General features: G+C 31.7%; 10 protein-coding genes. 7 read left to right on the forward strand and 3 right to left on the reverse strand.

All coding sequences use genetic code 11. The features are described from left to right. The first annotated feature begins 223 nt into the window (after positions 1–223). The 5 genes from G6N05_RS12185 (at position 224) to G6N05_RS12205 (ending at position 7,818) form a co-directional block, all read left to right on the forward strand. Positions 224–1,201, forward strand: a complete 978-nt coding sequence (locus G6N05_RS12185; protein ID WP_091310144.1) for a pyruvate dehydrogenase complex E1 component subunit beta — start codon at positions 224–226, stop codon at positions 1,199–1,201. Positions 1,202–1,389: 188 nt separating this feature from the next. Then, positions 1,390–3,870, forward strand: a complete 2,481-nt coding sequence (locus G6N05_RS12190; protein WP_166129716.1) for a DUF5686 family protein — start codon at positions 1,390–1,392, stop codon at positions 3,868–3,870. Between the two features lie 6 nt (positions 3,871–3,876). Next, complete coding sequence (locus tag G6N05_RS12195; RefSeq protein WP_166129720.1) at positions 3,877–4,467, forward strand: DNA-3-methyladenine glycosylase family protein; 591 nt, start codon at positions 3,877–3,879, stop codon at positions 4,465–4,467. A gap of 79 nt (positions 4,468–4,546) precedes the next feature. Further along, on the forward strand, positions 4,547–5,077 hold the full coding sequence (locus G6N05_RS12200; RefSeq protein WP_166129723.1) for an inorganic diphosphatase: 531 nt from the start codon (positions 4,547–4,549) through the stop codon (positions 5,075–5,077). Between the two features lie 110 nt (positions 5,078–5,187). Beyond that, the gene (locus tag G6N05_RS12205) at positions 5,188–7,818 is read left to right on the forward strand and encodes a sodium-translocating pyrophosphatase (RefSeq protein ID WP_166129726.1); all 2,631 of its coding nucleotides are present in this window, start codon (positions 5,188–5,190) and stop codon (positions 7,816–7,818) included. Between the two features lie 72 nt (positions 7,819–7,890). Here G6N05_RS12205 and G6N05_RS12210 read toward each other — a convergent pair whose 3' ends face one another. Beyond that, positions 7,891–8,505, reverse strand: coding sequence for a deoxynucleoside kinase (locus tag G6N05_RS12210; protein ID WP_166129730.1), 615 nt, complete (start codon positions 8,503–8,505; stop codon positions 7,891–7,893). A 3-nt stretch (positions 8,506–8,508) separates the two neighbouring features. Beyond that, positions 8,509–9,273 carry a hypothetical protein gene (locus tag G6N05_RS12215; protein ID WP_166129734.1) on the reverse strand — a complete coding sequence of 255 codons (765 nt, stop codon included), beginning with the start codon at positions 9,271–9,273 and terminating at the stop codon, positions 8,509–8,511. A gap of 94 nt (positions 9,274–9,367) precedes the next feature. Here G6N05_RS12215 and G6N05_RS12220 point away from each other — a divergent pair, with 94 nt between their 5' ends. Beyond that, entirely contained in the window at positions 9,368–10,291 is a 924-nt protein-coding gene (locus tag G6N05_RS12220; RefSeq protein WP_166129737.1) for a GLPGLI family protein, read from the forward strand. A 71-nt stretch (positions 10,292–10,362) separates the two neighbouring features. Beyond that, positions 10,363–13,080 carry a TonB-dependent receptor gene (locus G6N05_RS12225; RefSeq protein ID WP_166129740.1) on the forward strand — a complete coding sequence of 906 codons (2,718 nt, stop codon included), beginning with the start codon at positions 10,363–10,365 and terminating at the stop codon, positions 13,078–13,080. A 50-nt stretch (positions 13,081–13,130) separates the two neighbouring features. Here the strand turns inward: G6N05_RS12225 and asnB are convergent, their stop codons facing one another. Continuing rightward, positions 13,131–14,999, reverse strand: coding sequence for an asparagine synthase (glutamine-hydrolyzing) (asnB, locus tag G6N05_RS12230; protein WP_166129745.1), 1,869 nt, complete (start codon positions 14,997–14,999; stop codon positions 13,131–13,133). Between the last annotated feature and the right edge of the window lie 63 nt (positions 15,000–15,062).

The raw sequence follows: 15,062 nt of genomic DNA on the forward strand, positions 1-15,062 counted from the left end.
AGGCACGCAGATTGAAAGGATTAAAAGGATTGACTTTGATTATGGGATGCTTCCTTACGTCAGCATGACAAGATTGTAGAGATATGATTCTTAAGGTTTTTATGTTTATTTAAGATATAAAATTAGTAAAGAAATCGATTGCGTGAAATTATTTAAAAATAATAATGATAGTACTCGTTAAATTTTATTATTTTTGCCTTTCACTAAGTTTTAGAATTAATTTATGAGAACAATACAGTTTAGAGAAGCAATTTGTGAAGCAATGAGCGAAGAAATGCGCAGAGATGAATCTGTGTATTTAATGGGTGAAGAAGTTGCGGAATATAATGGAGCCTACAAAGCTTCAAAAGGAATGCTAGATGAATTTGGACCAAAAAGAGTAATTGATACTCCAATTGCAGAGCTTGGTTTTGCAGGTATTGCAGTAGGTTCAGCTATGAACGGTTGTCGTCCAATTGTAGAATACATGACGTTCAACTTCTCTTTAGTTGGAATTGATCAAATTATAAATAATGCGGCGAAAATGCGTCAAATGTCGGCTGGACAGTTTCCAATGCCAATGGTTTTTCGTGGACCAACAGCTTCTGCTGGACAATTAGGAGCAACTCACTCACAAGCTTTTGAAAATTGGTTTGCTAACACTCCAGGTTTAAAAGTAGTTGTTCCTAGTAATGTTTACGATGCAAAAGGTTTATTAAAAGCTGCTATTAGAGATAACGATCCAGTTATTTTTATGGAATCTGAACAAATGTATGGTGATAAAGGTGAAGTTCCAGAAGGAGATTATATTATTCCTTTAGGTGTTGCCGATGTGAAACGTGAAGGTACAGACGTAACTATTGTTTCTTTCGGAAAAATCATTAAAGAAGCTTACGCTGCAGCTGAAGAATTAGCTAAAGAAGGTATTTCTTGTGAAATTATCGATTTAAGAACGGTTCGTCCAATGGATTATGACTGCATTATTAATTCGGTTAAAAAAACGAATAGATTAGTTGTTTTAGAAGAAGCTTGGCCATTTGCCTCTGTTGCTTCAGAAATTACATATATGGTTCAAGAACGTGCTTTCGATTATTTAGATGCACCAATTCAACGTATCACAACTGCTGATACACCAGCTCCATATTCACCAACTTTATTAAAAGAATGGTTACCAAACAGTAACGATGTGGTAAAAGCTGTTAAAAAAGTAATGTATAAATAGACAAAATTAGACTGCTTAGATTATTAGATTTCTTAAAATTTAGACATTTCGACTCTGCTCAGAGACTGACAGAATTAGACTTTAATAGATTCTAAAAATCTAAAAATTCCAATTTGTCTAACAATCTAAAAAAAAGTATATTTGAATCCCGATATTTATTATCGGGATTTTTTTTTAAAATAATTATAATGAAAAACCTATTTGCCTTTATACTTTTAGTTTCAACCCTTGCTTTTTCTCAAACAAAAGTGAGCGGTGTGATTTTAGACGATGCCAAACAACCCGTATCCTACGCAACTGTAGCTTTTAAAAATTCAGCTGAAGGAGTTATTGCTGATGAAAATGGAAAATTCTATTTAGAATCTAAAAAAACCTATACTACTTTAGCGGTTTCTTTTGTTGGCTACAAAGACAAAGACATCGAACTAACTGGAGAACATAATTACGATCTAAAAATTGTTTTAGAAAATTCCAATGAAATTGCAGAGGTAAAAATTTATGGCGGAAAAACATCCAAAAAAAATAATCCTGCAATAGATATTTTACGTAAAATTTGGGAACGAAAAAAGAAAAACGGCTTGCGTCAATTTAATCACTATCAATACGATAAATATGAGAAAATTGAATTTGACCTTAACTCTATTGATAGTACATTTATGAAAGGTAAAATTTTCAAAAATGTAGAATTTATTTTTCAACACGTTGACACTTCAGCCATAACTGGTAAAAACTTCCTGCCTATTTTCATTAATGAAACTATGAGCAAAGTGTATGGTGATAATGCAAAAAACAGATCAAAAGATGTAATTCAAGCCAATAAATATTCAGGATTTGGAAATGCAAACAACGATGGTGTAAATGCCTTTTTAAAAGATCTATATGCGGATTATGATATTTATAACAATTATTTAAAATTTTTCGATAAAGATTTCGTGAGTCCATTATCTAGAACTGGAATTCAGGTTTATAATTACGTTTTAGCAGATAGTACTTTTATTGACAAAAAATGGTGCTATAATATTGTATACTATCCGAGAAGAAAAAATGAATTGACTTTTAAAGGTGATTTTTGGGTAAACGACTCTACATATGCTATAAAAAGCATCAATATGGAAGCCAGCAAAAGCGCCAACATTAACTGGGTTAGAGATATTTATATTGAGCAAGAATTTGATGTTTTAAACGATTCTGTTTTCTTATTGAAACGTGATCATATGATGACGGATTTTGCCATGACAAAAAAAGAAGGTTCCAAAGGAATGTATGGAAAACGAACCACGATGTTCAAAAACCACGAATTCAATCAGCCAAAAGATGATAAATTCTATCGAGAGGATGTAAATAATTTTGACAAAGAAGTATATACCAAAACCAATGAATATTGGGAGGAAAATCGTTTTGAAAGTTTAAATTCCAATGAAAAAGGCATTTATGAAATGCTTGACACCTTAAAAACCATCCCGAAAATTAAGCGCTTCTACAATTTAGTTTCTATTTTAGGAAGTGGCTATATTCAAGTTGGAAAATTTGACATCGGCCCAATTTTCTCAACTTTAGGATATAATGATGTAGAAGGTCAGCGAGTTCGCTTGGGCGGAAGAACGTATTTCGGAGCCAACGATCCGTGGCGTATTCAAGGTTACACCGCGTATGGTTTTAAAGACGATAAAGTCAAATACGGAATTAACGCACGCGTAATGCTGGATAAGAAAAATCGTTTTATTGTTTCGCTAGGAAACCGTCGAGATGTAGAACAAATTGGAGTAAGCTTAACCACTTCAAATGATGTTTTAGGCAGAAGTTTTGCTTCATCTTCTTTTTTCTCAAGCGGAACCAATAACAAATTAACCAACGTAAATCTTACTAATTTAGGTTTTGAAATTGAACCTGTAAAAAATTTAGTTTTCGAAAGTAGTTTCTCTTATCGAACCTTGTCTTCAGCTTCACCAGAATTTAAATTAGATTATTTTACAGATAATACTTTTACTACTACATCAAATAACATAACACAATCTGAAGTTAACTTCTTAGTAAACTATACACCAAAACGCAAAATGGTAGGTTATGGTGTGGATAGAATTGACGTTGATTTAAATTATCCTCGAATTTTCGTGAGTTATTCTCAAGGTTTAAAAGGGGTTTTTGATAGCGATTTCAACTATTCGAAACTGCAATTATATTATCGCCAACCTTTATTAATTGGTGGATTTGGACGATTATTCTCTACTTTAGAAGTTGGAAAAACTTTCGGAACTGTTCCATTATCATTGATGGGTATAATTCCAGGAAATCAATCGTATTTCATAATCGATAACACTTATAACTTATTAAATTACTACGATTTCGTAGCCGACCAATACACTTCGCTACATTTAGAGCATAATTTCAACGGAAAATTATTTTCAAGAATTCCATTATTACGCAAGTTAAATTGGAGAGAAATTATTGGCATGAAAGCTGTCTATGGTTCGGTTTCAGACCAAAATAGAGCAATCAATGCTTCTGGACAAAATTATGTTGCTCCTGTTGATGGTTATTACGAGTATTCTGCAGGAATTGGTAATATTTTTAAAGTAATGCGTGTAGATGCAGCTTGGCGCGGAAGTTATTTCGACATTCCTGAAGCACGAAAATTCACTATAAAAATAGGCTTTGGTTTTTATTTTTAACATAAAATGCTTTCTAATTTACCAGAAATATTACAAATCGAACCTAAGTTTCAAATAATTATTGACACTTATGGGCATCCTATTATCACTACTCGCCCATCTGGATTTGTAGCACTTTCGCAATTAATTTTAGAGCAACAAGTCTCAATTGCTTCGGCAAAAGCTTGTTATGATAAGATTGAAAAGTATTTAAATGGTTTCACACCAAAATTATTGTTAGATGTTTCCGATGAAGAACTAAAATCATGTGGCGTATCCCGACAAAAAATAAGTTATATCAAAAACTTAGCACTTTGTATTGAAGAAAATAAAATTGATTTAGAAAGCTTTCAATCCAAAACCGAAATAGAAGTGTATTCTGAATTAATCCAATTGAAGGGAATTGGCAAATGGACCGCTCAAGTGTATTTGATGTTTTGTTTACAAAAAAAAGATGTTTTTCCAATTGGAGATATTGCAGTACAACACACCATGCGCGAACTTTTCCAAACAGAAACTCTAGAAGAAATGGAAAATCACGCCGATAATTGGAAACCATTTCGCTCCTTAGCGACGTATTTATTATGGCATCACTATCTTAGAAAAAGAAATAGATAAAATTTTTAAAAAAACTTTTCACTTTTCACTTTTCACTTTTCACTTTTTCACTACCTTTGCACCCGAAAATAATAAGAAAATGACAGCAGATAAAATAACAACGTTTGATGTTTTGGTTGAAATTCCTAGAGGAAGCCGAAACAAATATGAGTATGATTTCGATTTAAAAAGAATGCGTTTTGATAGAATGTTATTCTCTTCAATGATGTATCCAGCAGATTACGGATTCATTCCTGAAACATTAGCTTTAGATGGCGACCCTTTAGATGTTTTAGTATTAGTAACTAAACCAACTTTCCCAGGTTGTGTAATCGAAGTAAAACCAATTGGTGTTTTCCATATGGCAGATGACAAAGGACAAGATGAAAAAATAATCTGTGTTCCTGTATCAGACCCAATTTGGAATTCTTTAAACGATTTAAGTGATGTTAACCCGCACTTAGTTAAAGAAATTGAACACTTTTTCCAAGTTTATAAAGACTTAGAAAATAAAAAAGTAGATGTTGAAGGTTGGGGAGATGTAAATGAAGCCCGTAATATCATCAAAGAATGTGTTGATCGTTTTAACGCAATTGAAAATAAACCAGAAGGATTATTTAGTATAAAATAGAAATCTTTCAATAAATTTATTAAAAAAGGCAATTATCATTAGGATAATTGCCTTTTTTGTTTATTTTTGTTAAAACGAATTAAAATTAACCATTAACTATTTACTAAATTATGAATAATTTTATGATCTATTTGCCTATTGTAATGGCAATAATTGGATTGCTTTTTATGGCAATGAAACGTGCTTGGGTTTTAAAACAAGATGCTGGAGATGGAAAAATGAAAGAAATTTCAGATTACATTTATGAAGGCGCATTAGCTTTCCTAAAAGCAGAATACCGATTATTAACCTTTTTTGTTATTGGCGCAAGTGTAGTTCTTGGAGCCATTTCTTTTTTTGTACCTACTACACATTGGCTAATTGTTGTTGCCTTTATTTTTGGAGCTTTCTTTTCTGCTTTAGCAGGAAATATGGGGATGAAAATTGCAACCAAAACAAATGTCCGCACTACGCAAGCCGCTCGTACTAGTTTACCACAAGCTCTAAAAGTTTCTTTTGGTGGTGGAACAGTAATGGGATTAGGAGTTGCTGGTTTAGCAGTATTAGGTTTAACAGGATTTTTTATTGTATTTTTTAGATATTTCATGAATGGGGTTTGGACTTCTACAGAAGACATGACCATCGTTCTAGAAACATTAGCAGGTTTCTCACTTGGTGCAGAATCTATTGCTTTATTCGCAAGAGTTGGTGGTGGAATTTACACAAAAGCTGCCGATGTTGGTGCCGATTTAGTGGGTAAAGTAGAAGCTGGAATTCCAGAAGACGATCCTCGTAACCCTGCTACTATTGCTGACAATGTGGGTGATAACGTTGGAGACGTTGCAGGAATGGGTGCCGATTTATTTGGTTCGTATGTAGCAACAGTTTTAGCTGCAATGGTTTTAGGAAACTATGTGATCAAAGATATGAACGGAAAAATTGATGATGTTTTCGGAGGAATTGGTCCAATTTTATTACCAATGGCTATCGCAGGTTTCGGAATTTTATTCTCGATCATAGGAACTATGTTAGTGAAAATTTCAAGTGATGATGCAAAAGAAGCTCAAGTACAAAAAGCATTAAATATTGGAAACTGGGTTTCTATTTTATTAACTGCTGTTTGTTGTTTCTTTCTTATAAAATATATGTTGCCAGCAGATATGAAAATGAATTTCTTTGGTGAAGGTATTAAAGATATTTCGTCTATGCGTGTGTTTTATGCTTCATTAATCGGTTTATTTGTTGGTGGAGCTATTTCTTCAGTTACAGAATATTATACAGGTTTAGGTACAAATCCAGTAATGGCCATTGTACAAAAATCGTCAACTGGTGCAGGAACAAACGTAATTGCTGGATTAGCAACTGGTATGATTTCTACTTTCCCAACGGTTTTATTATTTGCTGCAGCCATTTGGTCAACTTATGCTTTAGCAGGATTTTATGGTGTGGCTTTAGCGGCATCAGCAATGATGGCAACTACAGCAATGCAATTAGCCATTGATGCTTTCGGACCTATTTCTGACAATGCTGGTGGAATTGCTGAAATGAGTGAATTACCAAAAGAAGTTCGTACACGTACAGATATTTTAGATTCTGTTGGTAACACAACAGCTGCAACTGGTAAAGGTTTCGCTATTGCTTCTGCAGCGTTAACTTCATTAGCCTTATTCGCAGCATACGTAACATTTACTGGAATTGATGGAATTAATATTTTCAAAGCACCCGTTTTAGCGATGTTATTTGTGGGTGGAATGATTCCAGTAGTATTCTCAGCTTTAGCGATGAATTCTGTTGGAAAAGCAGCCATGGATATGGTTTACGAAGTGCGTCGTCAGTTTAAAGAAATTCCAGGAATTATGGAAGGAACTGGAAAACCAGAATACGCAAAATGTGTAGACATTTCTACAAAAGCCGCTTTACGCGAAATGATGTTACCAGGAATTATGACTATCGGTTTCCCAATCGCAATCGTATTATTAGGGAAACTAGTTTATGGAGACAACAACCAATTAATTGCTGAAATGTTAGGTGGTTATATGGCTGGAGTTACTGTTTCTGGAGTGCTTTGGGCAGTTTTCCAAAACAACGCCGGAGGTGCTTGGGATAATGCTAAAAAATCTTTTGAAGCTGGAGTTATGATTAATGGTGAAATGACTTACAAAGGTTCAGACGCTCACAAAGCTGCGGTAACCGGAGATACGGTTGGAGATCCATTTAAAGATACATCTGGACCATCAATGAACATTTTAATTAAATTAACGTGTTTAATTGGTTTAGTAATTGCTCCTATCTTAGGAAGTGGACATTCTGATAATGGAAAAGCAGCTTGTTGCTCTAAAGACAAAATGGAAATGGTTTGCAAAGAAGGTAAATGTGATTTATCGAAATGTGCTACTATGTCAAAAGAGGAATGTGCTAAAATGTGTGAAGAAAATGGTTGTACTCAAGAATGTAAAGATAACTGTATGTCACAATACGATGAAAACGGCAAATATACCGGAGATATGCATATTCATAGTCAAAATTGTAATCATGGTCACGATGCAGATTACGATAAACATCACCAAGATAATAGTGCAGTTGTAACCAAACAAGAATCTCAAAAAATTCAAATTAAAAGAGAAGAATTAAAAGGCGGAAAAACGAAAGCAACTGTAAATATTACAACTACAATTGATGGAAAAGAAAACGTTGACACTAAAGTTTTTGAAGGTACAAATGCAGAAGTTGATGCAAAAATTGCAGAACTAGATAAAAAATAACACAAAATAGTACCTACCAAAAAGCCTCAATTGAAAATTCAATTGAGGCTTTTTTTTTATTTATTTAAAACACTAAAACAATCCGTTTATTTCAGCATCTATTTTTTGAATAATAGCTCCTAAATCTTCTGGATTATTCACGTAATCTATATTGTCAACATCAATAATTACTAATTTACTTTTATCGTACGTTTGAATCCACGCTTCGTATCTTTCATTTAATCGACTCAAATATTCAATCGAAATGGTGTTTTCATAATCACGACCACGCATATGAATTTGTTTTACTAAATTCGGAATAGAACTTCGTAAATAAATCATTAAATCTGGCGGACCAACCAAATCTTCCATCAAATCAAAAAGCAATTTATAATTGGTATAATCTCTATTAGTCATTAAACCCATTGCATGCAAATTGGGTGCAAAAATAAAAGCATCTTCATATATGGTTCTATCTTGGATGGTATTTTTACCTGTCTTTCTAATTTCCAAAATTTGTCTGAAACGACTATTCAAGAAATAAATTTGCAAGTTAAAACTCCATCGTTCCATTGAATGATAAAAATCGTCTAAATACGGATTATCATCAACGTCTTCAAAATGCGCTTCCCATTTAAAATGTTTGGCCAACATTTTGGTTAATGTAGTTTTTCCAGCTCCAATATTTCCAGCAATAGCTATATGCATATTTTATTTTTTAATTTGATAGGTACTAATTTGATAGTCGGTAAAAATAGACAAAATTCCATCCTTATAGAAGAAATTTTTAATCATTTTTTCATCAATTGTAATATTCAATTCTATCTGATTTTCAACGGAATAATAATACATTTTATCGTTAAAAAGATAAAATAAATCGCTTTTGTCAGAAAAAATTACTTTTTCAAAAGGCTTTACTTTTCCAAGGCTTGCGATTTTTCCAAATTTATTAATGGAATACATTCCGTTTTCACCATCAATCCAATATAAATAATTATAATCCGAATGTGAATACTTAATCGCTTTATTTATTGGATTTGAAAGTAATTTATAATTTTTAGAATTTAAATTATACAACCCAATTTGCTGACTTAAACTATCATAAAACCACAATTCATTTTGGGAAGCTGGTTTTAAAATTTCGCTATTAATTTCAGAAAAAATGGTGGAACTAATTTCGTTAAACTGAGCATCTAACAAAACAAAAGCGTTATTTTGTTTATAAAAAACTAGTGTTTGCAACATATTAAACGTTTCCACGCCGGTTATTTTTCCAAATTTATTATTTGTATAATTTAAAGTATCTTTTTCATTAATCTTGTACAAATTATTACTTGAAGAAAAATAATTATTTCCAGAAATATCATTCCCCCAGAAAACTTCATAATTTGCAGACTTCACTCCTACTTTCTCAAAATAAATATTTTGAGCTGAAGAGCAAAAAGTGGTAAAAAGAAACAGAAGTAAGATTCTCATAAGTTCAATATTAACACAAAAATAACAAATTAGCATGTAACTATTTCAGGTTTTTGTTGTCTAAATAGATATCGAAACAAAAAAACACGTAATAATGAAAAAAATATTTTTAGCTGTATTGGGTTTATCCACTTTTATAGCAACTGCACAAAAGGATTTCCAAGGAATGGCTGTTTATGAATCTAAGACTTCTACAGCAGATTTTGCGAAAAATTTCGAAGGTAACAAAGATATTACTCCAGAAATGAAATCTCAAATTATGGAAAGAATGAAAAAAATGTTTGAAAAAACGTTTGTTCTAAATTTCGATAAATCATCATCTATTTATAAAGAAGAAGAAAAATTAGATGCTCCAGGTCAAAACGGAGGTGGAAGAATGATGGCAAGCTTAATGGGCGGAGGCGGAACTTATTACAAAAACGTAAAAGAAAAACAATACACTGTAGACAAAGAAGTTTTTGGAAAAGAGTTTTTAATTAAAGATTCTTTACCAAATTTGAAATGGGTTTTATCTGAAGAATCTAAAAAAATTGGAGACTACACTTGTTTTAAAGCAACAGCTGTGAAAGAGGCAAGTAAATCTGATTTTAGAAACTATAGAAAAAAAGACGAAAAGAAAAAAGAAGCTGTAAAAACAGAAGAAATTAAGAAAGACGAAAGCGCTCCTACTGAAAAAAAAGACGAAAAGAAAACTAACTTTTTCGACGAAATAGATTTACCTAAAGAAATTACGGTAACAGCTTGGTATTGCCCAGAAATTCCAGTAAATCAAGGTCCTGATGAATATTGGGGTTTGCCAGGATTAATTATGGAAGTTAACGATGGAAAAACAGTTATTATGTGTTCTAAATTGGTGATGAACGTGAAAGACAAAATGGAGATTAAAGCTCCAACTGGTGGCGATAAAGTAACTCAAAAAGAATTTGACGACATTATGATTAAGAAAATGAAAGAAATGAGTGAAATGAATGGCGGTCCAGGATCAAAAGGTGGAATGCAAATGAGAATGGGAAGATAATTTTCACATAAAAAAGAAAAACTAAGTCGCCTTATGGCGACTTAAATTTATATTACAATTCTAAATATCAAATGAAAAAAATAATTTTACTATTAGCCATTTTCATCTCAGGCTCAATTTCTGCACAATCTGTTAAAGTAACGGGAATCTTAAAAGACTCCGACAATTTAGTTATAGAAACAGCTAATGTTATGGCAGTAAACCAAGTTACAAAAGCCATGGACGCTTATAATATTACTAGTGAAAAAGGAGAATTCTCATTAAATTTAAAAGCCAATACCGAATACATCATTAAAGCCGGATATATTGGTTATGCCCCTTTCGAGAGAAAAATCACAACCACAAAAGAAAACATGACTTTCGATATTGTTTTAACGGGTACAAATACCATTGAAACAGTTGAAATTGTTAAAGAAATGCCTGTTCGAATTAGTGGTGATACCATTATTTATAATTCGGATTCGTTTACAAATGGAACGGAGAAAAAATTAGAAGATGTACTAAAAAAATTGCCAGGAGTTTCCGTAAATAAAGATGGTGAAATTGAGGTTGAAGGTAAAAAAGTACAAAAAGTAATGGTTGAAGGAAAAGATTTTTTTGATGGCGACACCAAAATTGCTACTAAAAATATTCCTGCAGATGCGTTAGATAAAATTCAAGTTTTAAGAAACTACAATGAAGTTTCTAACTTAAAGGGCTTAGAAAATAACGAAGACAATGTAGCCATTAATATCAAACTAAAAGAAGGTAAAAAGAATTTTTGGTTTGGTGATATGCTAGCTGGAGCTGGAGTTGGCGACACCGAAGGCAGAAGTATATTAAATCCAAAATTGTTTTATTATAGCCCAAAATACAGCGTTAATTTAATTGGTAATTTAAACAATATTGGTGAATTACCTTTAACCATGCAAGACTATTTCAAGTTTACGGGTGGTTTTAAAAATATGATGAAAAAAGGTGGTTCTAATTTCGGGGTTTCTTCTAACGATTTGGGAATTATGGGAATGAGAAACAATCGCGCTAAAAACATTGATGCCAAATTTGGCGCTGCAAACTTCTCTTACAATCCATCAAAAGCTTGGACAATTAGTGGTTTCGGAATTTATTCGTACAATAAAACCGATTTACAAACGGATAACATTTACAATCGTTCGGATAAATTACCAAACGGAACACCTATAAATGTAACAGAAAATCGTCAAGATAATTCAAAACAAAAAACCAAGTTAGGCTTGTTTAAATTAAGTTCAAGTTATGTGCCATCTGCAAAAATGCATTTAGATTACGATGCTTTGTTAAAAACGTCAGACCAATTGGAAAGTCAGAATGTAATTTCAAATTTACAAGGAAATATCTTTACAGAAAAAAGTCAAAAACCAATATCTGTAAGTCAAAACCTAAATTACTATTACACGTTAAATGACAAAAATGTATTTGCATTTGAAGTACAAAATTTATTTCAACAAGAAGATCCATTTTACAATGCTAATTTACAAACGCAACCTTTTGTTTTAGTGGGTTATACTCCTTTTCAAACAAGAAATGATGTCAATCAAAACAGATTTGTAAAAACAAATAAAACAGATGCTAAGTTTGATTATTACTATATGGTAACCCCAAAAAGTAATATTAATGTTACTATAGGAAACACTTATTCGTACCAAAATTTCAATTCTAGTATGTTCCAAATTTTAGATAACGGAACACAAAACAATTTAACAGATAGTTCTAATACTAATGATGTAGATTATGCTTTCAACGATGCTTTTGTTGGCTTACATTACAAAATGTTATTTGGGAAATTTACTTTAAATCCTGGAGTTTCGTTACACCAATTTAACACGAACGATACGCAATTGAACAGTTCAAACAAAATGAGTTTCAATAGAGTTTTACCAGATTTCTATGCGTTATGGCAAATGAAAAAATCGCAATCATTAACCTATAATTTCTCATTAACTAACAATTTTACAGATATAGTTAAACTTTCTCAAGGCTATGTGTTTTCAAACTACAACAGTTTATATAGTGGAAATCGATTCTTAGAAAACTCTGTTTCTCAAGTTCATTCGTTGCGTTTCTTTAAGTTTAGCATGTTTAATATGGAAAATATTTTTGCTAACTTAATATATACAAAACAAACGGACATTATTACTAACAAAGCTTTTATAGAGCCGTTAAATGTAAATCAGATTTCAAGTTCAGTCAATATGAATTCTAATTTTCCAAACGAATCACTTTCTGGAATGTTTAATTATGGTCGTTCGTTTGCCCGATATTTCAAAGCAAATGCAGGCGCAAGTGTTGCTTGGAGTAAAAACAACAACATTCGTGTGAATCTTGACAAGTCAGAATACATTCAAAACACAGAATCATTTACACAAAACTATGACATCGGATTTTCAACAAATTTAAAAAACCTACCTAACATTGAATTGGCTTATGATTTCACAATTAACGATTTCCAAGACCAAGTGAATTATGTAGATAATCCTTCAGTAACTTTAGAATATTTCTTTTTAGATGCCTTTTCTTTTACATCTGAATATAGTTTTTACCATAACAGGAATAAAGCTAAAACTATTGACACCGAATATGATTTCTTAACGGCATCATTATCGTATCAGAAAAAAGACAGCAAATTAGAATATAAACTAAGCGCTACAAACTTATTGAACACCACTTCATTAAACGACAATACTTTTAATGCCTTAGGTGGTTCAACTAACTTTTCAAGTTATTATGTGCAACCACGTTATGTTATTTTTAGCTTAAAATATAATTTATAAGAAATAATTAATAAAAAAAATCCCGATTTGAAATTCAAATCGGGATTTTTTTATATTTTCATTTTAGAAAACTTATCTATTTTTTGTTGAATCTCTTGATGTGATTCGTTAAAGTCATACAACAAACCAAACAATTCTACCGAAGCTAGTTTTCCAATAAAATAAGGATTTTCGTTTTGTAGCATATAATCTAAAGTTGCATCATCTAATTGTAAATGCTGTACCACATAGCCGTTTTTGAAAAATTCTTTTGTAAAACGCACCCCATTTAATCCGTCTATTGGTAAACCATTTTTCTTTTTGGCAACTAAATTTTGAGGTAAATATTTTTTAGCCACTTCACGCACAATCCATTTATCAGTAATAAAAGGATGTTTTTTATTGTGTAATTGAGTAGTCCAACGTGTTTTGTATTCTAAAGGTAAGTTTAAACCAAATTTCACTACATCTTCATGTAAAAATGGAAAACGTACTTCTATAGAAGAAATCATTCCCATTCTGTCATTTCGATACAATAAAGCTTGTAAATGTTTTTGCATCATTTCGAAAGAATCTAAATAATACTTTTGCTCATTTTTTGACACGAAAGAAAACAGTTCTGAACCTTCTTCGTACAACATTTCGCTTTTATAACCATTTGCTAAACGAACATTGAAACTATCCAAATTTGAGGATTCTGAAGGAAATAAATAATTATTTAAAGCAGGATATATTTTGTAAAATTTCTTTAAAATTTCTTGAGGTAACAATAATGCTTTTTTGTAACGAGCTGCCATCAATTTGGAATAACCTAAAAACAATTCATCAGATCCTTCACCACAAATTACGGATTTTACATCGTTTTGTCTTGCCAAATGCGCGACTCTTGAAATCGGGACACCATTCGTAAAATATACAATTGGTCCTGCATTATATTCTGTTGCAGTAACCCAATGATTTAAAAAATCTTCGGGATGAAATTCTGTTTTATGTAAAGGTAAATCTAAATGTTTTGCTAAAGCTAATGAATCTGAATATTCTGAATGTTTCCCAACAATATCAGCAGTAAACAATTGAATATTAGGCTGTGATTTTTTGGCCATTGCCGTTAAAACTGAAGAATCAATTCCACCACTCACAAATGCACCCATTGGAAAATCTGAAACTAACATTTCATCCACAGATTTTGACAACAACGCATCAAATTCTTTGACAATTTCTGATTTTGGTTTTTTAGCTAAATCTTTATGATAGTTCGCATCAACTTGATCTGATAGTTTATAATAATAGTCTTCTGAAATTTCTAAATTGGAAGCAATTTTAACAACAGTTCCTGGCTCTACGTTAACAATTTCATTAAACAAAGTATAAGAAGAACTTCCTTCTAAAGTACTATTTAAAGACAACATTGTTTTATAACTATCCGGTTTCAATTGCAAACCTTTAGCTAAAGTTCTCGATTCTGAAGCGAAGGCAAATACTTCTGAATTATTTACAAAAAACAAGGGCTTTATTCCGAAACGATCGCGAACTAAAAAAAGTTCTTTCTTTTTTACATCATAAAAAGAAAAAGCAAACATTCCTTTAATATCTCGAAGCGTTTTTTCAATTCCGAAATGAATTAAATATTGAAAAAGCACTTCAGTATCTGAAGTTGTAGTAAAATTTACAGTTGGCAAATGTTGTTTTAAGGCTAAGAAATTATAAATTTCTCCATTAAAACACAATACGAAATCATCATTAAAAAAAGGTTGATTGGAACGACTATTCCCATCAATTAAAGACAGTCTTTGGTGAAAAAAATGAGCATTAGCTACTTTATTCCACTCTCCTGAATAATCAGGACCACGGTGTATTTGTAGTTCACTCAAACCTTTTACCAAGATTTGTTTTTTATTCTCAGGGAGATTTTTATTAATAAAACCGGATATGCCGCACATTTAAACTAGGGGTTTAGAAGTACAAAAATAGTATAAAATTCATTTTATACAACATAAAATCAA

It is taken from the genome of Flavobacterium bernardetii, assembly GCF_011305415.1.
In the GTDB taxonomy this organism is placed as follows: Bacteria; Bacteroidota; Bacteroidia; order Flavobacteriales; family Flavobacteriaceae; genus Flavobacterium; species Flavobacterium bernardetii.